Below are 18,508 nucleotides of genomic sequence, written 5' to 3' on the forward strand. Positions count from 1 at the left end.
GCCACGGCGTGCGCTGCCGGGGCCACCAGCCGGGGCAGTATGTTCTGATAGAGCCATGATGGAACGCACCACCCCCTGCCTTGAGGCCGTGAACCTCCAGAAGCGCTATGGCGACCGCACCGTGGTGCGGGACGTGAGCCTCTGCGTGGGCATGGGCGAGGTGGTGGGGCTGCTGGGTCCCAACGGCGCAGGCAAGACCACGACGTTCTACATGGTGGTGGGCGTGGAGGCGCCGGATGAGGGGGACATCCGCTGGCTGGGCCAGGAGGTGACGGCGCTTCCCATGCACCGCCGAGCGCGGCTGGGCATCGGCTACCTGGCCCAGGAATCCAGCGTGTTCCGTGGCCTTACCGTGTGGGAAAATCTGATGGCGCTGGCTGAATTGCAGCCCATTCCGAAGGCGGAGCAGAAAGACCGCTGCGAGCGCCTTCTGGCCGATTTTCACCTGGGCAAGGTGCGCGACACGCTGGGCATGAGCCTCTCTGGCGGCGAGCGGCGGCGCTGCGAGTTGGCGCGGGCCCTCGTGACCGAGCCCCGGATCATGCTCCTGGACGAGCCCTTCGCCGGCGTGGATCCCAAGTCCGTGCTGGAGATCCAGGGCCTCATCGCCGACCTCACGGCGCGAGGCATCGGCGTGCTGATCACCGATCACAACGTCCGCGAGACCTTGCAGATCGCGGACCGGGCTTATATCTTGGCGGACGGGATGATCATGAAACACGGCCTGCCCAGCGAGATTGCAGAGGATCCGGACATCCGCCGGGTCTACCTGGGCGACCGGTTCAGGTTGGACTGATGGCCGCCGGTCCCTTCCTTTCCCAGCGCCTGGCCCAGAGCCAGACCCTCGCGCTCACCCCTGCCATGCAGCTGAAGCTCAAGCTGTGGCAGATGAACCTTCAGGAGTTGTCGGAAACCATCGAGCACGAGCTGGAGGACAACCCTCTGCTGGAGCTGGCCGACGACGGCGACGAGGTGCCGACCCTGGAGGCCATCGAGGAGGGGCGTGATTCGGACGTGGCCGAGGCCTCCCCCGACCAGGCCGCCGAGGGCGTGGAACTGCCCGAGGGGGTGGACACCATGGATCTGGGACCGATCCTGGATGCGGCGGGCGAGATGAACCCCGAAAGCGATCTGGAGAAGTTCACGGAGGAGGGGGTGGCCCAGGTCCAAGAGACCGAACTGGGCGCTGAGAACAGTTGGGACCAGGAGCTGCCCCGTACCAGCAACCTGCCCGAGGAGGACCGCCTCTCCTGGGAGGATCGCCTCAGCGCCTACGAGTCCCTCCAGGACCACCTGGTAGGCCAGCTCTACGAGACCCTGGAGCACGAGGATCCCCGGGCCGCCCTGGTGGAGCGCCTCATCGACCGCCTCGATCCCAAGGGCTTCCTGCGGCTGGATCCCGACCAGCCCTCTGCGGAGGCGACGCCCGCGCTTTTGGCGGCGGACCTGGGGGTGGCCGAGGAGGCCCTGCGCGAGGCCCTGGATGTCCTGCAGGAATTCGATCCCTCGGGCATCGGCTGCTTCACCGTGCAGGAGAGCCTGCTGCTCCAGCTCCGCCATGCCGGCGCCGAGCCCGACGACCTGGCCGTGCGGATCATCCATGACCACTCGGCCCTGCTGGCCCAGCGCGACAGTGCCAAGCTGCGCCGCGCCCTCGGCTGCACCGAGGCCGAGCTGGGCGTGGCCATGGACCAGCTCAAGCACCTCAATCCCTCGCCGGGACGGGCCTTCGATCCCGAGGGCGAGCGGGTGGTGAAGCCCGATGTGGTGGTGCTCAAGGGCGAGGACGGCAACTGGAAGATCTACCTCAACGACGAGGGCCTGCCCCGGCTCAAGGTGAACGGTGACTACCAGCGCTTCCTGGCCTCCAGCGACGCCAAGGCCGACAAGGACTTCATCCGTGAGCGCTTCCGCAGCGCCCGGGACTTCATCCGCGGCGTGGAGGACCGGAACCGCACCGTGCTGCGGGTCTCCGCGCAGATCGTGGAGCTCCAGAAGGACTTCCTGGAGCACGGCATCGAGCGCCTGCGCCCCATGGTGCTGCGCGACGTGGCCGAGGCCACCGGCTTCCACGAGAGCACCATCAGCCGCGTGGTGAAGGCCAAGACCATCCACACGCCCCAGGGGCTCTACGACCTGAACTACTTCTTCTCGGCGCGTCCCAAGGATTCGGACGTGTCTGCCACCGTGGTCAAGCACCGCATCAAGGCGTTTGTGCAGGCCGAGGACCCTGCCAAGCCGCTGTCCGACGAGGCCATCGCCGGCCTGCTCGAGCGGGACGGCATCAAGGTGGCCCGGAGGACGGTAAACAAGTACCGCGAGGAGCTCAAGATCCCTCCCGCCTCCCAGCGCCGGCGCCGCTGACAAGGGTTGAGGCCCCTTCCAGGCGCTGCATCCAAGGATTTCCGGGCCGCCCGGCCCCTTTCAGGAGTGTCCCATGAAGGTCCACTACACCGGCCGCCACGTGGAGCTCACCGAGCCCCTGAAGCAGTTCACCAAGGAGCGGCTGGACAAGATGGCCACCTACCTGGACGACATCATCGACGTCCACGTGATCCTCGCCGTGGAGAAGCACCGGCATGCGGCGGAGATCACCCTGAAGACCCGAGCCAGCGCCTTCGTGGCGTCCGCGACCACGGACGACATGTACACGAGCATCACCCAGGCCATCGAAAAGCTGGACGTCCAGGCCCACAAGCTCCAGGGCAAGCGCAATACCCGGGGGCATGAGACTGTCCGGACAGGAGTTGCCGAGGAATAGCCCCGAAACCCCTGGTTTCGAGTAAACGCGGCCCCGCCTGGCGGGGCCGCGTTATTCTAGATGGCTGGAGCCTCACATGCCCGATCCCACCCATCTCTACGCCCCGAAGAACACCACCGAGCCCACCCAGATCTGCGAGAAGTGCCGAAATCCCTACACGCTGGAGCACTTCCAGCACGGCATCGAAGGCCAGGAGTGCATCTGCCGCCGCTGCCTCCGGGTGATGGGGTACAAGGTATAGACATGCTGAAGGCCCTCGATCACCCCGAGGCGATCCTGGAGGGCGTCCTCCAGGGCCGCCGTGTCTCCGCCGCCGAGGCCCTGGCGCTCCTGGAGCGGGCTGAGCTGCCTGACCTGGCCGTGGCCGCCACCGCGGCCCGGGACTGCCACAACGATCCCCGGCGCGTGAGCTACGTCATCGACCGGAACGTGAACTACACGGACGTCTGCAACGTCTACTGCACCTTCTGTGCCTTCTACCACAAGCCCGGCGACAGCCGCGGCTACGTGCTCACCAAGGAGCAGCTCAAGCAGAAGGCAGAGGAGACCCAGGCCATCGGCGGCACGGGCTTCCTGCTCCAGGGCGGCGTGAACCCGGACCTGCCCTGGGACTACTACCTGGACCTGGTTCGCTACCTCCACCACGACTTGGGCATTTGGGTCCACGGGTTCTCGCCCGTGGAGATCCAGATGATGGCCAAGCTCAGCGGCCAGACCCTGCGCAAGACCATCTCGGACCTGCGGGACGCGGGCCTCGGCTCCATCCCCGGGGGCGGCGCCGAGATCCTGGTGGACCGCATCCGCAAGAAGATCGCGCCACTCAAGGGCGGCCGCGAGAAGTGGCTGGAAGTGATGGAAGCCGCCCACGAGGAGGGCGTGAAGACCACGGGCACCATGATGTTCGGCATCACGGAGACCCTGGCCGAGCGCATCGAGCACCTGGAGGCTCTGCGTGACCAGCAGGACCGGGCCCTGGCTCGGAACAATGGCGGCGGCTACACCGCCTTCGCCGCCTGGCCCTTCCAGAGCGGCCACACGCCCTGGGAGGGCAAGGTGCCCAAGCCCACGGACGTGGAGTACCTGCGCACCATCGCCGTGGCGCGCATCTTCCTCGACAACTTCGCGCACGTCCAGAGCAGCTGGGTCACCATGGGCCGCAAGACCGGGCAGCTGGCCCTGCACTACGGCTGCGACGACATGGGCAGCCTCATGCTCGAGGAGAACGTCGTCAGCGCCGCGGGCACCTGCTACAGCGTGAACAAGGATGAGATGACCCGCATGATCCGCTCCGCCGGCTACGAGCCCTGGCAGCGGGACAACATCTACGGCGAGATCCAGGGCTGACCGGGTTCTCTCCGCCACACCTCCCCGGAGTCCAGCCATGCCCGTCTACCGCTCCCGCACCTCGACCCACGGCCGCAACATGGCGGGGGCGCGCGCGCTCTGGCGGGCGACTGGCGTCCAGGAAGGCGACTTCGGCAAGCCCATCATCGCCGTCGTCAATTCCTTCACGCAGTTCGTGCCGGGGCACGTGCACCTGAAGGACCTGGGCCAGCTGGTGGCGCGCGAGATCGAGGCGGCCGGCGGCCTCGCCAAGGAGTTCAGCACCATCGCCATCGACGACGGCATCGCCATGGGCCATGACGGCATGCTCTACTCGCTGCCCTCGCGGGATCTCATCGCCGACTCCGTCGAGTACATGGTCAACGCGCACTGCGCCGACGCCATGGTGTGCATCTCGAACTGCGACAAGATCACGCCGGGGATGCTGATGGCCGCCCTGCGCATCAACATCCCGACCATCTTCGTGTCCGGCGGGCCCATGGAGGCCGGCAAGGTGCAGTGGCAGGGCGAGACCATCGCCGTGGACCTCATCGACGCCATGATCAAGGCCGGCGACAGCAAAGTGTCGGATGCCGAGGTCGAGAGCTTCGAGCGCTCCGCCTGCCCCACCTGCGGCTCCTGCTCGGGCATGTTCACCGCCAACTCCATGAACTGCCTCACGGAGGCCCTCGGCCTGTCGCTGCCCGGCAACGGCACCCTCGTCGCCACCCACGCCGACCGCCGGGACCTGTTCCTCCAGGCCGGCCGCGGCATCGTCGAGCTCTGCCGGCGCTGGTACCAGGACGGCGACGCCTCGGCGCTGCCGCGGGGCATCGCCACCCGCGAGGCCTTCGAGAACGCCATGGCCCTCGATGTGGCCATGGGCGGCTCGACGAACACCGTGCTCCACCTGCTGGCGGCCGCCCAGGAGGCGGGCGTGGACTTCACCATGGCGGACATCGACCGGGTCTCCCGCCGCGTGCCCTGCCTGGCCAAGGTGGCTCCGGCCACCCAGCAGTACCACGTGGAGGACGTGCACCGCGCCGGTGGCGTCCTGGGCATCCTCGCCGAACTGGATCGCGCGGGCCTGCTCCACCGCGAGGCCGCGACGGTGCATGCACCCACGCTGGGGAAGGCCATCGAGTCCTGGGACGTGGTCCGGGGCGACCGGGCCGTGCTCGACTTCTTCCGCGCCGCGCCGGGCGGCGTGCCGACCCAGGAAGCCTTCTCCCAGGACCGCCGCTTCCCGGAGCTCGACCTGGACCGCGAGCGCGGCTGCATCCGCGATGCCGCCCACGCCTACACCCGCGAAGGCGGCCTGGCGGTGCTCCACGGCAACATCGCCACGGACGGCTGCATCGTCAAGACCGCCGGCGTGGATGAGAGCATCTGGAGATTCTCCGGCCGCGCCCGGGTCTTCGAAAGCCAGGAGGAGGCGGTCGGCGGCATCCTCGGCGGTCAGGTCGTGGCGGGCGATGTGGTCGTCATCCGCTACGAGGGCCCCAAGGGCGGGCCGGGCATGCAGGAGATGCTCTACCCGACCTCGTTCCTGAAGTCCAAGGACCTGGGCAAGGCCTGCGCCCTCCTGACCGATGGCCGCTTTTCGGGCGGGACCTCGGGGCTGTCCATCGGCCACGTCTCGCCGGAGGCCGCCGACGGCGGTGCCATCGGGCTGGTGGAGGACGGCGACACCATCGAGATCGACATCCCCGCCCGCAGCATCCGCCTGGCCGTGAGCGACGACGAGATGGCGCGCCGGGGGGCTGCCATGGAGGCCCGGGGCGACATGGCTTGGCAGCCGGTGAAGCGGAAGCGCCAGGTGTCGGCGGCCCTCCAGGCCTATGCGCTGATGGCGACCTCTGCGGACCGCGGCGCCGTGCGCGACGTCCGGCAGATCCGGCGCCGCTGAGGGACGGTCAGTCCCCGCCCTTCAAGGCCGCGACGAGGGCCGCGGCCAGGGGCTGGAGGCGGCCGGGCTCGCTGAGGTAGGCGCCCCGGGCGGCCACCAGGCGGGCGGAGGAGCGGCCGAGGACGGCGGTCTCCACCAGACCGTGGGCCTTGAGGGTCCCGCCGGTCTGCACCAGGTCCACGATGGCGTCCGCCAGGCCCAGCAGGGGCGCCAACTCCGCGCTGCTGCTGAGGGGCACCAGCTCCGCGGTGAGGTCCTCGCGCGCCAGCCATGCCTCGGTGGCCTTGGGGAACTTGGTGGCCAGGCGCAGGTGGGGCTTGGCGCGGAGCTGGTCGAGGGTGACGCCGGCCTGGGCGCAGAGCGACAGGCGGCAGGCGCCGAAGCCCAGGTCCGCCAGCTCCAGCAGGTCCATGTCCATCTCGTCCAGGGTGTCCGAACCGACGATGCCCAGCGAGGCCACGCCGGCGGCCACATAGCGGGGCAGGTCCGCGCCCTTGAGGAGCAGGGCGGCCACGCCGGGCGTGGCGGTGGGAATGCGCAGCACCCGGGACTTCAGCGCCGCGGCGTCCAGGGCCAGGGGCGTGCCCGCCAGCTTCGGCACCAGCTCGTCGCCGAGGCGGCCCTTGGGGAAGGCGATGAGCAGGGTCTGGGGCGTCATCGGGGCTCCTCGAAGAGGTCGGGCCGGGTGCCGGCCAGGTCCAGCAGGCGGGAGAGGCGCACGCAGAAGCCCGCGGCCTGCCAGGGCCGGCCCAGGCCCGGGAAGAGGCGGTCGTAGCGGCCGCCCGCGGCCAGCTCCTGCTGGGCGCCGGGGGCCCACAGGCGCAGGGTGGGGCCCGTATAGAAGCCCAGTCCCGCCACGTCCGCCAGGTCCACGCGCAGCTCCAGGTTCGGCGGCAGGATGGGCAGCAGGGACCTCAGCGCGCGATCCATGTGGGCCCGCTCCTCCTCCAGGAGGGTCGCGTAGGGGCTGGTGGCGAGGGCGTCCAGGGTGCCGGGCCCGTCCATCACCGAGAGCAGGGCCTCCGCATGGGCCGAGAGCCGGGTGGCGGCGGGATGGCCGTCCAGCGCCTCGCGCACCCGGTGGGGCGCGCGGCGCGAGAGGGCAGCGACCACCGAGTCCGCCAGCTCCCCGAACAGGCCCTCCGCCTCGAGGGGGCGCCGCACCAGGGCCGCGTTGCCCAGGTGGAGGATGGCGCTCTTGAGGCCCAGGAGGCCGGGGACGGCCATGAGCATCCGGGCCAGCTCCACATCCGCCTCCGGGGCGGGCTCGCCCTCGGGCTGGATGCGCTCGCAGCCCACCTCGAAGCGCTCCACGGCCTCCCAGGGCTGCACGGGCCGCCGGAACACCGCCCCGGCGTAGGCCACGCGGTCCGGCGGCGCAGGGAAGGTCCGGGCCAGCAGGCCCGCCAGGGCCATGGTGAAGTCCCAGCGGAGGGCCACCAGGTCCTCGCCGTCGAAGAAGCGCAGCGCGCCCTCGGGCACGGCCTCCCGCAGCACGAGGGAGGGGTGCATCTCGCGGTAGCCGTGGGCCGCGAAATGCTCCATGAGGATGCCCTCCCAGCGGCGGAGCCGGGCGGCGGCGCTGAAGAACAGGTCGGGGAAGTGGGGCGTGCGGACGGCCATCAGGCGGGCCCTCCCGTGCGGTCGGCGTGGCGCTGATGCAATACCTCCACCACATCGAGGAGGCTCGCGCCACGCTCCAGCAGCAGCATGTCGAGGTGGAAGAGCAGGTCCGCGGCCTCGCCCAGGAACTCTGCGCGGTCGTCGTTCTTGGCCGCGATGACCACTTCGCCGGCCTCTTCCACCACCTTCTTGGCGATGCGGTCCACGCCTTTGGCGAAGAGCTTCTGGGTGTAGCTGCCGTTGAGGTCCGCCGAGGCCTTGCGGGAGGCCAGCAGGGCCTCCAGGCGGCCCAGCCAGGGCAGGGTGGCGGGCCAGGGGGCGGCGTTGGGAGCAGCGTTGGGGCCGCCGTCCGGATCCGCGTCGAAGCAGCTCTGCGTGCCGCGATGGCAGCTGGGGCCCTCGGGCTCCGCGAGGATGAGGAGGGCATCGGAGTCGCAGTCCGGGCGGATCTGCACGAGGCGGAGGCGGTTCCCGCTGCTTTCGCCCTTCACCCAGAGCGCCTGGCGGGAGCGGCTCCAGAAGGTGACGAAGCCGGAGTCGAGGGTGCGCTGGAGGGCCTCGCGGTTGAGCCAGGCCACCATGCGCACCTCGCCGGCGCGGTCCTGCACGATGCCGGGGATGAGACCGGCGGAATCGAAGGTGAGCGTGTCGAGGTCCATGTCAGATCCGTATGGAGAGGTCGTTCTGGGCGAGGTAGGCCTTGAGGCGGGGGATGGGCAGGATGCCCTCGTGGAAGAGCGTGGCCGCCAGCACGGCATCCGCGCCGTGCTGGAGGGCCTCCAGGAAGTGGACCTCCCGGCCCGCGCCGCCGGAGGCGATGAGGGGGATGGGCAGCTCCGAGGCCAGGTCCAGCAGGGGCAGGTCGAAGCCGTCGCCAGTGCCGTCGCGGTCCATGGAAGTGAGCAGGATCTCGCCGGCGCCGAGGTCGTTGAGCTCCCAGAGCCAGTCCACGGCAGCGCGCTCCGTGGGTTCGGTGCCGCCCTTGAGGTAGACGCGCCAGCCCAGGTCGGCGTCGCGCTTCACGTCCACCGCGGCCACCACGCACTGGCTCCCGAAGGCGTCCGCCAGCTCGCAGACCAGGTCCGGCCGCAGGGAGGCGGCGGTGTTCACGGCCACCTTGTCGGCGCCGGCACGCAGCAGGCTGCGGGCATCGTCCACGCTGGAAACGCCGCCCCCCACGGTGAAGGGGATGCTCAGCTCCCGGGCCACGCCGCGGACCCAGGCCTCCCGCGTGCCGCGGTTCTCCAGGGAGGCCGCGATGTCGAGGAAGACCAGCTCGTCCGCGCCCTCCTGGTCGTAGCGGCGGGCCAGGTCCACGGGGTGGCCCAGGTCGCGGAGCTGCTTGAATTGGATGCCCTTCACCACGCGGCCGTTCTTCACGTCGAGGCAGGGGATGACGCGCTTGGCGGGCATCAGGCGCCTCCTTCGAGGGCGGCGCGGGTGCGTGGGTCATCCAGGGGGATGTGTCCCTCCATGAGGGCCTTGCCGCTGATGGCGCCCACCACGCCAGGCAGCGCGGCCAGGGCGGGAAGGTCGGAGAGGTCCTTCACGCCGCCCGAAGCCTGCACGCGGAAGCCCTCCCGGGCCACCCAGGCCGCGGCCTCCAGACCCGGCCCCTCCAGGGTGCCGTCGCGGCTCACGTCCGTGACCAGGGCCCGGTCGAAGCCCAGGGTGAGCAGGGCTTCGAAGACATCCGTGGACTCGCAGGCGCTGGGGGCCTGCCAGCCCCGGGTGACGATGCGCTGGCCCTTGAGGTCCAGGGCCGCAACAACGCGGTCGCCGGGGAGGCCCCGCAGGGCCGAGGGCTGCTCCACGGCCAGGGTGCCCGCCACGGCATCGAAGCCCAGGGCCAGCACCTCCTCGATGGCCGCGCGGTCCCGCAGGCCGCCGCCCAGCTGGAAGCGCACCCCCGGGAACCGGGCGGGGAAGCTGGTGAAGGCCCCCTGGCGAGGCCCGCCGAAGGCGCCGTCCAGGTCCACCAGGTGGATGCGGCGGGCGCCGGCTTCGATGAGCCGTTCGACCCAGCTCTCCGGCGTGAAGTCATAGAAGGTGGCCTGGGCGCGGTCGCCGTGGCGCAGGCGGACCAGGCGGCCCTGCATCAGGTCCATGCTCGGGATCAGTTGCACAACGCCTCCAGCGTCACTGGCATGGTTCCTCCGGGGCGGTCGAAGCGGCGCCCATCCAGGTGAGCGCGGAGCGGAGCAGGCGCAGGCCGTTGGGCCCGGACTTCTCAGGGTGGGGCTGGAAGCCCATCACCTTCCCCCGGGCCTCCACGGCGGCGAAGGGGCGGCCGTGGTCGGCCAGGTAGAGGGTCTCGGCGGAGGGCTCCAGGGCGTAGCTGTGGACGAAGTAGAGCCAGGCCCCCTCGGCGTCCGGCAGGGCCGGGTGGGAGGCGCCCGGACGGACCTGGCACCAGCCCATGTTGGGGACCTTCACGCCCGGGCCCAGTCGCCGCACGAGGCCGGGGATCAGGCCCAGCCCGGGGACGCCAGGCGCCTCCTCGCTGCCTTCGGCCAGGAGCTGAAGGCCGAGGCAGATGCCCAGGAGGGGCCGCCCGCCGGCCACCAGACCCGGCAGCTCGGACCACCAGCCCCGCTCCCGGAGGGAGCGCTGGGCGGCCTCGAAGTGGCCCACGCCCGGGAGGACGATGGGACCGGAATCCATCGCCTGGTCCGGGGACGCGGCACGCCGGTAGGCGAAGCCCAGGCGCTCCAGCGCCCCCTCCAGGGAAGCCAGGTTGCCGGCGTCGTAGTCGATGAGGGTGAGGGCACTCATGCGGACAGGGTCCCCTTGGTGGAGGGCACGCCGCCGCCCTCGGCGCGGGTGGCCTGGCGCAGGGCCTTGGCCAGGGCCTTGAAGAGGGCCTCGACCTTGTGGTGGGTGTTCACGCCGCGGATGAGGTCCGCGTGGATGGCGAGGCTGCCGCGCATGGCGAGGGCGATGAAGAACTCCCGGACCATCTCCACCTGGAAGCCGTCGCCGAGGATCACCGGCGGCAGGTCCGCGTGGAACTCGCACCAGGGGCGGCCCGACAGGTCCACCACCACGCGGGCCAGGGCCTCGTCCAGGGGCACGTAGGCGTGGGCGAAGCGGGCGATGCCGGCGCGGTCGCCCAGGGCCGCCTTCAGCGCATCGCCCAGGCAGAGGCCCACGTCCTCCACCAGGTGGTGGCTGTCCACGGGCAGGTCGCCGGTGGCCTCCACCTCGAGGCCGAAGCCGCCGTGCTTCGCGAGCTGCATCAGCATGTGGTCGAAGTAGCCCAGGCCCGTGCGGATGCGGGCCTCGCCGCCGTCCAGCGAAAGGCTCAGCTTCACCTGGGTCTCGGCGGTGGCGCGGGTCAGGGTGGCGGTTCTCATGGCTGCTCCTGGGCTAGCGTGGGCAGGATGCTGCGTAAGGTTTCGGACTCGATATCCCCGGCCTCGGCGAAGCGGGCGCGGTCGGGGCCGAGTGCCGCGAAGCGCCAGGCCACCTCGGGCTTCAGCGCCGCGGCGGCGCGCAGGCAGCGGGCATCGTCGATGGTGTCTCCGGCGAAGACGACCTCCTCCGCCCGGAAGGCATCCGCCAGCTGGAGCAGGCCCGCAGGCTCGGGCTTGCGGAGGTGGGGCGCGGCGTCGCAGACCGCAGGCAGGGAGAAGCCCAGCACCTTCCAGGCCAGGTCCAGCTCTTCGGGCGGCCGGCCCGTAAGCACCGCCAGCTCCCAGCCCGTGGCCCACAGCTCCTCCAGGGCCACCAGGGGGCGCTCCAGGCGGATGGTGTCGGCGTAGTGCTTCTGCACCACGGCCTGCGCCGCAGGCTCCAGGGCCTCGGTCCGCGCATCGAGCTCGGGGAAGCCCCGGCCATCCGCACCTTCGACCAGGGGCCGCAGGTCCACGTCGCCGTGGGCTTCGGCCATGGCCAGGGCACCGGCCGCGAGGCGGAAGTCGTTGTTGTAGCCGCCCAGGCGCTTGAAGGCGCGGTAGGCCCCGTCGGACCAGGGGAGGGAAGGCCGCAGCTCCGCCAGGGCCCGGGCCACAGCCTCCATGAAGCTGCGGTCCGCGTCGATGAGCACGCCGTCGATGTCCAGCACCAGCAGGCGCCGGCGCGGGCGCGGCGCAGGTTCCGGAAGCGCCGCGCCCAGGGTCGCGGCCACGCGGGTGGTGTCGGCCTCGGTGCCGATGGTGAGCCGGGCAGCGCCAGTGCCGGGCAGGCGGCGCACCTTGATGCCTTCGGCCTCCAGGGCATCCGAGGGGTCCGGCGTCACATGGATGAAGTTGCCGGCGCTGGGGGCGGCGCGGTGCGCGGGCAGGGACGCCGCCAGGCGGTCGCGGCGGTCCGGCAGGGCCCGTACGGCGGGCTCGAAGGCCGGGGCGAAGTCCAGGGCCACGTCCAGCGCTTCAAGGCTGGCGGCGGGGATCGAGTAGGGCAGCTGCAGGGTGGCCAGCTTGCCCACCAGCTCCGGATCGCCCAGCAGATAGCCCAGGCGCCAGGAAGCCGAGGCCAGCGCCTTGCTGAAGGTGCGGAGCAGCAGCAGGTTCGGATAGCGGTCCACGGCCAGGCGGTGGGTGGCCGGTGCGAACTCCGCGTAGGCCTCGTCCATCACCACCAGGGGCGGCTCGGGCCGTGCAGCCGCCGCGGCCAGCAGGGGCTCCAGCTCCGCCGGGGACACCCAGGCGCCCGTGGGGTTGTTGGGTAGGGTCAGCCAGATCTGCCGGCAGTCCAGAGCCTCGAACCAGGGCTCCAGCGGGAAGCCCGTGCCCTGGGGCACCTTCCGCACTTGGCCGCCGTTGCGGCGCACGAGCATGGGATAGAGGCTGAAGCCGGGAGCGGGGATGGCCACGGTATCGCCGAAGCTGAGGCCGGCCATGGCCACGAGATCGAGGAGGGCCCCGCTGGAGGGTCCCAGCAGCAGACCGCCCTCGGGCGCGCCCACGCGCTTCCGCAGGCGCTCGGTGAGCTCCTCCTGGCGCTCGGGGTAGAGGTGGAAGGGCATGTTCCGGAGCCGCGCGAGCAGCGCCTCGCGGGCTTCCGCGGGCCAGTCGGAGCCGGCCTCGTTCATGTGCAGCCGGACGCCCGTGGGCGGCTCGGGAGGCCGCCGGTAGGCGGGCAGGTCGGAGAGGTCGGGTCGGAGGAAGGACATGGGCAACTCGGGATGAGGGTAGGAGGAAACCTGGCCTCTTGGGAGAAGAAGCGGGGCGGAGCGCTCGGAAGGAGGCGCTCCCTAGGGGTGGTGATGGCCGCGCAGGCCGGCGCTGCGGCCGTGGTGCGTGAGGCCCTCAGCCTCGGCCAGCTTCTCGACCCAGGGGGCCATGGCGGCGGCATCGGCGGCGGAGAGCCGCAGCAGGCTCTGGCGCTTGAGGAAGGTGGCCACGCCCAGGGGGCTGGTGTAGCGGGCGCTGCGGTTCGTGGGCAGCACGTGGTTGGGGCCCGCGCCGTAGTCGCCGAAGGCCTCGGCGCTGGCGCTGCCGATGAACACGGCCCCGGCGGTGGTCAGCGAGGGCAGCCAGGCCTCGGGATCGCGCACGCAAAGTTCGAGATGCTCCGGCGCCCAGGCCTGGGACAGGGCGATGGCCAGGTCGCGTTCCGCGCAGACCAGCCGCCCGTGGGCGCCCAGGCTCTGCTCGAGGATCGCCCGGCGGGGCGAGACGGCTACGCGGGTCTGGAGTTCGGTTTCCACGGCCTTGAGCAGGGCCCAGTCAGCGCTCACCAGCACCGCGGCCGCATCGGGATCATGCTCGGCCTGGGCCATGAGGTCTTCGGCCAGCCAGGCCGGATTAGCGCTGTCGTCGGCCAGGACCAGCAGCTCCGTGGGGCCCGCCAGGGCGTCGATGCCGCAGGTGCCGATGAGCTGGCGCTTGGCCTCGGCCACGAAGCGGTTGCCGGGGCCGGCCACGAGGTCCACGGCGGGTTCTCCGAAGGCCAGCCAGCCCAGGGCCTGGGCACCGCCGAAGGGATAGAGTTCCGAAAGACCCAGCTCCGCCGCGCAGGCCAGCACCAGGGGATCCACGCCCCAGGCGCCGGGCAGGGTGGGCTGGGGTTTCGGAGGCGTGACGCCCACGATGCGGCTCACGCCCGCCACCTGGGCGGGGATGACGGTCATGGCCAGGGTGGAGGGGTAGAAGGCGCGCCCGCCGGGGATGTAGACGCCCGCTGTCTTCAAGGGGCACCAGCGCTCGCCCACGGTGCCGCCGCCGGGCAGGGGCAGCTCCAGGTCGTTCAGGCAGCCCCGCTGGCCCTCCGCGAAGCGGCGCACGTTGGCGATCATCTCCCGCAGGGCGGCCATGAGCTCGGGGCGCTCCCGCTCCACCCGGGTCCGGGCCTCGGCCAGCGATTCAGCGGGGATGCGGAGCACGGCCGGGTCCAGCTCCACGCCGTCCAGCTTCCGGGTCCAATCCAGCACGGCGGTGAGGCCGTCCCGGCGCACATCCGCCAGGATGGCCGCGACGGCCCTCTGCGTGTCTTCCTCCGTTTGCCCATGCCTCGTCAGTGCGGCGATCCACCCGGGCACGTCCGCCCGGTTCGTCAGGTCACTGGAGGGGATGAAGCAACACCTGTGCACCTCATGGGTGAAGTCCTGAGCTTGGCACCGGATGGGCCGGGGCGCAAGCGGGAACGTTGTCTGGGCAGATTCTTTACAATACGCCACCATTGTTGGCATCCGCCTTTGGCGACTAGCATCAGGGCAAGCCGATTGGGCATTAATCAATTGGATCCTGAGGTCACGAAACCATGTCGAACCTGGACGGCCTGATCAAGGAAACGCTGGTCTTCATCGCCCAGCGCGGCTGGGCGGGGTCGCAGGTGGACTTCTTCCCGTCGCTGGCGAAGTTCCTGGGCGAGAAGCTGGGGGTGGAGTACGCGCTGGTGGACGAGCTGCTCCCCGGCGGGAAGCGCGCGCGGACCGTGGGGCTCTACGCGGCCGGGGAGATCCTCCCGGACCTGGAATACGACCTCCAGGGGACGCCCTGCGAAAACGTCATGGGAAAGACCCTCTGCTGGTACTCGCGGGGCATCCAGCAGCTCTTTCCCGAGGACCCGATGCTCCAGCAGATGGGCGCGGAGAGCTACCTCGGCATCCCCCTGTGGGATTCTCGCGGGAATCCCGTCGGCCTGATCGCCGTGATGGGGCGGAAGCCCATCGAGGACCGGGATCTGGCGGAGTCCGTCCTGCAGGTGGTGGCCGTGCACTGCGCCCATGAGCTGGAGCGCAAGCGCGCGGAGGAGGCCGAGCGCCGGATCCAGGCCGAGCTGCTGCGGTACCAGAAGCTGGAGTCCATCGGGGGCCTGGCCAGCGGCGTGGCCCACGACATGAACAACGTGCTGGCGGCGATCATGGGTCTGGCGACGGTCCTCCAGAACCGGGTGGAGGGCGATCCCGCCGCCACGCGGGACCTGGACCTGCTCCTCAAGGCCGCCCTGAGGGGCCGGAACCTCGTGAAGGGGCTCACGGATTTCTCACGCGACGGGCTGAAGGACCCCGCCCCCGTGGACCTGAACCAGGTGCTCAGGCAGGAGGCGGAACTGCTCACCCGCGCCGCCGCCGGGCGGGTGGAGGTGGGGCTGGACCTGGAGGAGCCCCTGCCTGAGGTGCTGGGCGAAGTCTCGGCCCTGGCCAACGTGGTGATGAACCTGTGCGTGAACGCCCTGGACGCCATGCCGGAAGGGGGCCGCCTGACGCTGCGGTCCCGGAAGCTGGATGGGGGCGGGGTGGAGGTGGGGGTGGAGGATACGGGCCAGGGCATGACGCCCGAGGTTCTGGCCAAGGCCCTGGATCCCTACTTCACCACCAAGCCCGTGGGCAAGGGCACAGGCTTGGGGCTCTCCATCGTCTATGGGGTGATGAAGGCCCACGGCGGCGGCTGCCAGATCCAGAGCCGGCCGGGGCTGGGCACGCGGGTCCTCCTGGCTTTCCCGGCCATGGAAGCCCCGGCGGTCCCCCCGCCGGTGGCAGTTCCGGTCTCCGCCGCCAGGGGCCTGGGCATCCTCCTGGTGGACGATGAGGAACTGATCCGCGAATCCGCATCGGCCCTGTTCCGCCATGTGGGGCACCAGGTCGAGGTGGCGGCCAGCGGCCGGGAAGGGCTGGATCGGCTGCGCGACGGGCTGGCGGTGGATCTGGTGGTGCTCGACCAGAACATGCCGGGGATGAGCGGGGTGGAGACCCTGCGGGAGCTCCGGACCTCGCATCCGGACTTGCCGGTCATCCTCTCTTCGGGCCGGGTGGACCGGGAGGTGGAAGGCGCCCTGTCCTCCTACGCCAGCGTCTGGCTCCTGAAGAAGCCCTTCGATTTCGCCGAGCTGAAGGCCATCGTCCGGACGGCCTGTCCCTGAGACGGGCTCAGGCGGGCAGGGCGGCGATGCTGAGCTCGGCCGGCTGGAAGAAGAACCGCACCGTGGCGGGTTCCGCCTCCTCGGTCCACTCCCAGCAGCCGGGGTCGGCCAGGATGGCCTGGGCCAGGGCCACATGCAGGGCGTGGCCGGCCGCGTGGGCCTCCACCAGACCCATCAGGGGCGCGCCGAGCAGGGCCAGGTCGCCCACCAGGTCGAGCATCTTGTGGCGCACGGCCTCGTCCTCGTAGCGCAGGGACTCGTTCAGGGGCCCGTCGGCGCCGAAGACCACGGCATTGTCCAGGCTGCCGCCGAGGGCCAGGCCCCGGGCGCGCATCATGTCGATCTCCTGGGCCAGGCAGAAGGTGCGGGCGGCACCCAGCTCCCGGCGGTACTTCTCCGGGGTGAGGCTCAGCTCGCGGCTCTGGCGGCCGAGGGCGGGGATGGGGAAGTCGATGACGTAGCGCAGGCGGAGGCCGTCGTAGGGGAGGGCGCGGATCCAGCGGTCGCCGTTGCGGACCTCGATGGGCCGGGTGATCTTCAGGAACCGGCGGCGGCCCTCGAGGGCCCGGGTGCCCGCCTGCAGGATGGCGTCCACCCAGGGGGCGGCGCTGCCGTCCAGGATGGGCAGCTCCTCGGCGTCCACCTCGATGCGGAGGTGGTCGATCTCCAGGCCCGTGAGGGCGGAGAGCAGGTGCTCGATGGTCTGGAGCCGGACGCCGTCCTTCACCAGGGTGGTGGCCAGGACCAGGTCGCCGGCCAGGTTGGCCTTGGCGGGAATTTCTGTGCCGGTGGGGGTATGGATGAACACGATCCCCGTGGGCTCGGCCACGGGCACCAGGCGCACGGAGCAGGGGCGGTTGCCATGCAGGCCATGGCCCGAGATGGTGATCTCGCGGCTCAGGGTCTGGGGTGTGGTGCTGCGGGGCATGGTTCGTCCTCGCAGGGTTCTAAGCCATTTTCGTGCCGTTTTACATACTCAAATCATTTCATGATTTGAGTATGGATGAATAGGGCACGGATGTGGGTGCGGCCACCACACTCCGTGGTCTGGTCAGCGGGGCCGGGTGCGCTCCCAGTCCTCGGGGGTGGTCAGCTTCAGGTTGGAACCGGGGCTGGGGATCAGCTTCACGGCCAGCCCCAGCCGCTCCAGCAGGGCCACATCGTCTGTGGCGCTGAAGCCGGCCTCGTCCGCCGCGTGGAAGGCATGGAGCCAGGTGCCCAGCCGGGCGATCTGGGGGGTCTGGGCCCGGAAGAACTCCTCACGGGGCTCGGTCCGGAGGACTCGGCCCTCCGCGTCCACCCGCTTCAGCGTGTCCGTGGAGGGTTCGCCGAGGAGGACGCCATCGTACTGGTTCAAGGCGTCCAGAGCCTCCCACAGGGGAGTCGCGGGGGGGAAGGGGCGCACGGCATCGTGGATCATCACGGGCGCCATGGGCTGGTCGGGCAGGGTCAGGAGGGCGGCCCAGACCGAGGCTTGGCGGGTGTCGCCCCCGGGAGTCACCGCGCAGGGGATGCCGAAGGACCAGCTCCGGGCCTCCTCGAGGTGGGCCTCCGGCACCGCCAGGACGATCCCCGCCAGCGGCGGCATGCCCGGGGCCAGGAAGGCCTCGACGGTGGCGCGGAGGAGCGGGCGGCCACCCCAGTCGCGGAACTGCTTGGGCAGGCCGCCGCCCATGCGCAGGCCCCTGCCCCCGGCCGGGATCACCAGGTAGGGCCGCAGGGGCTCAGTGCTGGCGGGTGATGAAGGGCTCGACACCGCGGTCCTTGAGGAGCTTGGCCAGCTGCTGGGCCGCCTGCTCGGCATCCTGGCGGCTGGTGTAGCTGCCGACGCGGACCCGCTTCACCGCCAGCCCGCCGCGGGTGGTGGCGCTCTGGAGGGTCACGACTCCGAAGGTGTTTTCAAGTTCGCGCGTAAGTGATTCGATGTTCTTGGGATCGGAAAGAGCGGCCACCTGCACCACGAAGGGATCCAGGCGATCTGCGGCGGGATCCAGGGGGACGGGCAGGCCCATGGCATCCACGGAGCGAAGCCGGATGCGGGTGGTCCCACGGCCCAGGAAGCCCAGTTCCTCAGCGCCCCGCTTGGAAAGATCCAGCATGCGCCCCTTGACGAAGGGCCCCCGGTCGTTCACCCGGAGGACGGCGCGCTTGCGGTTCTCCAGGTTCTCCACCTCGACGAAGCTGCCCAGCGGCAGGGTGCGGTGGGCGCAGGTGAACTGCTCGGGATCGAAAATCTCCCCGCTGGCCGTGGGCCGGCCTGCGAATCCGTCGTCATTACCCCCGTACCAGCTGGCCACGCCCTCTTCCACGTAGGCCTGTCCATCCGCGGGCACGGCGCCCCCGCGGGAGCCGGTGGCCGGGCTGACGTAGGCCGCCGGGGGCCGGGTGCAGTGGAGGGTGAAGCTCAGGGCCACCAGGGTGGCCACGCGCGGAGTGCTCCAGCGCATGAGCCTGAGGAGTCCGCCTCTTCCTGGGTCCACCGGCGTCGGAGGGTCGAAGGCGATGTGGATCTCGTGGATCCAGAGCGCGCAGGCCTTGCTCCAATTGGTGGGATGGAAGGGTGACAGCATCGGACTCCACAAAGA

19 protein-coding genes are annotated in these 18,508 nt (G+C 70.9%); 7 read left to right on the forward strand and 12 right to left on the reverse strand.

What is annotated here, in order from left to right:
* Positions 1-55: 55 nt before the first annotated feature.
* The 6 genes from lptB to ilvD all read left to right on the forward strand — a co-directional run bounded on the left by lptB (position 56) and on the right by ilvD (position 5,993).
* On the forward strand, positions 56-796 hold the full coding sequence (gene lptB / locus G398_RS0111035; protein ID WP_026853627.1) for an LPS export ABC transporter ATP-binding protein: 741 nt from the start codon (positions 56-58) through the stop codon (positions 794-796).
* Positions 796-2,364 (forward strand): RNA polymerase factor sigma-54, encoded by a 1,569-nt coding sequence (gene rpoN, locus G398_RS17930; RefSeq protein ID WP_026853628.1) that lies wholly within the window; start codon positions 796-798, stop codon positions 2,362-2,364. The genes lptB and rpoN overlap by 1 nt, the downstream gene beginning before the upstream one ends.
* A 73-nt stretch (positions 2,365-2,437) precedes the next feature.
* Complete coding sequence (hpf, locus tag G398_RS0111045; protein WP_026853629.1) at positions 2,438-2,761, forward strand: ribosome hibernation-promoting factor, HPF/YfiA family; 324 nt, start codon at positions 2,438-2,440, stop codon at positions 2,759-2,761.
* A gap of 76 nt (positions 2,762-2,837) precedes the next feature.
* Positions 2,838-3,002 (forward strand): hypothetical protein, encoded by a 165-nt coding sequence (locus tag G398_RS20855; protein ID WP_157492391.1) that lies wholly within the window; start codon positions 2,838-2,840, stop codon positions 3,000-3,002.
* 2 nt (positions 3,003-3,004) lie between these two features.
* The gene (locus G398_RS0111055) at positions 3,005-4,105 is read left to right on the forward strand and encodes a CofH family radical SAM protein (protein WP_026853630.1); all 1,101 of its coding nucleotides are present in this window, start codon (positions 3,005-3,007) and stop codon (positions 4,103-4,105) included.
* Between the two features lie 37 nt (positions 4,106-4,142).
* A complete protein-coding gene (ilvD, locus tag G398_RS0111060; RefSeq protein WP_026853631.1) occupies positions 4,143-5,993 on the forward strand; it encodes a dihydroxy-acid dehydratase in 1,851 nt (616 codons plus the stop codon).
* Between the two features lie 7 nt (positions 5,994-6,000).
* On the opposite strand, the gene hisG is transcribed toward ilvD, so the two are convergent.
* From hisG to hisD, 9 genes are all read right to left on the reverse strand, one after another.
* Positions 6,001-6,651, reverse strand: a complete 651-nt coding sequence (hisG, locus tag G398_RS0111065; RefSeq protein ID WP_026853632.1) for an ATP phosphoribosyltransferase — start codon at positions 6,649-6,651, stop codon at positions 6,001-6,003.
* Complete coding sequence (locus G398_RS0111070; protein WP_026853633.1) at positions 6,648-7,616, reverse strand: ATP phosphoribosyltransferase regulatory subunit; 969 nt, start codon at positions 7,614-7,616, stop codon at positions 6,648-6,650. Before G398_RS0111070 ends, hisG begins: the two co-directional genes overlap by 4 nt.
* Positions 7,616-8,275, reverse strand: coding sequence for a bifunctional phosphoribosyl-AMP cyclohydrolase/phosphoribosyl-ATP diphosphatase HisIE (gene hisIE / locus G398_RS0111075; RefSeq protein WP_026853634.1), 660 nt, complete (start codon positions 8,273-8,275; stop codon positions 7,616-7,618). Before hisIE ends, G398_RS0111070 begins: the two co-directional genes overlap by 1 nt.
* Position 8,276: 1 nt before the next feature.
* Positions 8,277-9,029, reverse strand: a complete 753-nt coding sequence (gene hisF, locus G398_RS0111080; protein WP_026853635.1) for an imidazole glycerol phosphate synthase subunit HisF — start codon at positions 9,027-9,029, stop codon at positions 8,277-8,279.
* Entirely contained in the window at positions 9,029-9,742 is a 714-nt protein-coding gene (locus tag G398_RS0111085; protein ID WP_026853636.1) for a 1-(5-phosphoribosyl)-5-[(5-phosphoribosylamino)methylideneamino] imidazole-4-carboxamide isomerase, read from the reverse strand. Before G398_RS0111085 ends, hisF begins: the two co-directional genes overlap by 1 nt.
* A gap of 13 nt (positions 9,743-9,755) precedes the next feature.
* A complete protein-coding gene (gene hisH, locus G398_RS0111090) occupies positions 9,756-10,391 on the reverse strand; it encodes an imidazole glycerol phosphate synthase subunit HisH (protein WP_026853637.1) in 636 nt (211 codons plus the stop codon).
* Positions 10,388-10,972, reverse strand: a complete 585-nt coding sequence (gene hisB / locus G398_RS0111095; protein WP_026853638.1) for an imidazoleglycerol-phosphate dehydratase HisB — start codon at positions 10,970-10,972, stop codon at positions 10,388-10,390. Before hisB ends, hisH begins: the two co-directional genes overlap by 4 nt.
* Positions 10,969-12,732, reverse strand: a complete 1,764-nt coding sequence (locus tag G398_RS0111100; protein WP_026853639.1) for an aminotransferase class I/II-fold pyridoxal phosphate-dependent enzyme — start codon at positions 12,730-12,732, stop codon at positions 10,969-10,971. The genes hisB and G398_RS0111100 overlap by 4 nt, the downstream gene beginning before the upstream one ends.
* 81 nt (positions 12,733-12,813) lie before the next feature.
* Complete coding sequence (gene hisD / locus G398_RS0111105; protein ID WP_026853640.1) at positions 12,814-14,100, reverse strand: histidinol dehydrogenase; 1,287 nt, start codon at positions 14,098-14,100, stop codon at positions 12,814-12,816.
* Between the two features lie 221 nt (positions 14,101-14,321).
* On the opposite strand from hisD, the gene G398_RS17935 reads away from it, so the two are divergent.
* Positions 14,322-15,923, forward strand: a complete 1,602-nt coding sequence (locus tag G398_RS17935) for a hybrid sensor histidine kinase/response regulator (protein WP_026853641.1) — start codon at positions 14,322-14,324, stop codon at positions 15,921-15,923.
* Positions 15,924-15,930: 7 nt separating this feature from the next.
* On the opposite strand, the gene lpxC is transcribed toward G398_RS17935, so the two are convergent.
* The 3 genes from lpxC to G398_RS19775 all read right to left on the reverse strand — a co-directional run bounded on the left by lpxC (position 15,931) and on the right by G398_RS19775 (position 18,493).
* Positions 15,931-16,851 (reverse strand): UDP-3-O-acyl-N-acetylglucosamine deacetylase, encoded by a 921-nt coding sequence (gene lpxC / locus G398_RS17940; protein WP_052571853.1) that lies wholly within the window; start codon positions 16,849-16,851, stop codon positions 15,931-15,933.
* A gap of 123 nt (positions 16,852-16,974) precedes the next feature.
* Entirely contained in the window at positions 16,975-17,679 is a 705-nt protein-coding gene (locus G398_RS17945) for an IspD/TarI family cytidylyltransferase (protein ID WP_169720656.1), read from the reverse strand.
* Complete coding sequence (locus tag G398_RS19775; RefSeq protein ID WP_052571855.1) at positions 17,648-18,493, reverse strand: SPOR domain-containing protein; 846 nt, start codon at positions 18,491-18,493, stop codon at positions 17,648-17,650. The genes G398_RS17945 and G398_RS19775 overlap by 32 nt, the downstream gene beginning before the upstream one ends.
* Between the last annotated feature and the right edge of the window lie 15 nt (positions 18,494-18,508).

This window comes from Geothrix fermentans DSM 14018 (assembly GCF_000428885.1).
GTDB classification, from domain to species: domain Bacteria; phylum Acidobacteriota; class Holophagae; order Holophagales; family Holophagaceae; genus Geothrix; species Geothrix fermentans.

Bases quoted from the DNA above. Each gene is read 5' to 3' on its own strand.
- G398_RS0111100 (WP_026853639.1), bottom strand. From the start codon at position 12,732: ATGTCCTTCCTCCGACCCGACCTCTCCGACCTGCCCGCCTACCGGCGG.
- hisIE (WP_026853634.1), bottom strand. From the start codon at position 8,275: ATGGACCTCGACACGCTCACCTTCGATTCCGCCGGTCTCATCCCCGGC.
- G398_RS17935 (WP_026853641.1), top strand. From the start codon at position 14,322: ATGTCGAACCTGGACGGCCTGATCAAGGAAACGCTGGTCTTCATCGCC.
- hpf (WP_026853629.1), top strand. From the start codon at position 2,438: ATGAAGGTCCACTACACCGGCCGCCACGTGGAGCTCACCGAGCCCCTG.
- hisG (WP_026853632.1), bottom strand. From the start codon at position 6,651: ATGACGCCCCAGACCCTGCTCATCGCCTTCCCCAAGGGCCGCCTCGGC.
- lpxC (WP_052571853.1), bottom strand. From the start codon at position 16,851: ATGCCCCGCAGCACCACACCCCAGACCCTGAGCCGCGAGATCACCATC.
- G398_RS0111055 (WP_026853630.1), top strand. From the start codon at position 3,005: ATGCTGAAGGCCCTCGATCACCCCGAGGCGATCCTGGAGGGCGTCCTC.
- G398_RS19775 (WP_052571855.1), bottom strand. From the start codon at position 18,493: ATGCTGTCACCCTTCCATCCCACCAATTGGAGCAAGGCCTGCGCGCTC.
- hisF (WP_026853635.1), bottom strand. From the start codon at position 9,029: ATGCCCGCCAAGCGCGTCATCCCCTGCCTCGACGTGAAGAACGGCCGC.
- G398_RS20855 (WP_157492391.1), top strand. From the start codon at position 2,838: ATGCCCGATCCCACCCATCTCTACGCCCCGAAGAACACCACCGAGCCC.
- G398_RS0111070 (WP_026853633.1), bottom strand. From the start codon at position 7,616: ATGGCCGTCCGCACGCCCCACTTCCCCGACCTGTTCTTCAGCGCCGCC.
- rpoN (WP_026853628.1), top strand. From the start codon at position 796: ATGGCCGCCGGTCCCTTCCTTTCCCAGCGCCTGGCCCAGAGCCAGACC.
- hisB (WP_026853638.1), bottom strand. From the start codon at position 10,972: ATGAGAACCGCCACCCTGACCCGCGCCACCGCCGAGACCCAGGTGAAG.
- ilvD (WP_026853631.1), top strand. From the start codon at position 4,143: ATGCCCGTCTACCGCTCCCGCACCTCGACCCACGGCCGCAACATGGCG.
- lptB (WP_026853627.1), top strand. From the start codon at position 56: ATGATGGAACGCACCACCCCCTGCCTTGAGGCCGTGAACCTCCAGAAG.
- hisH (WP_026853637.1), bottom strand. From the start codon at position 10,391: ATGAGTGCCCTCACCCTCATCGACTACGACGCCGGCAACCTGGCTTCC.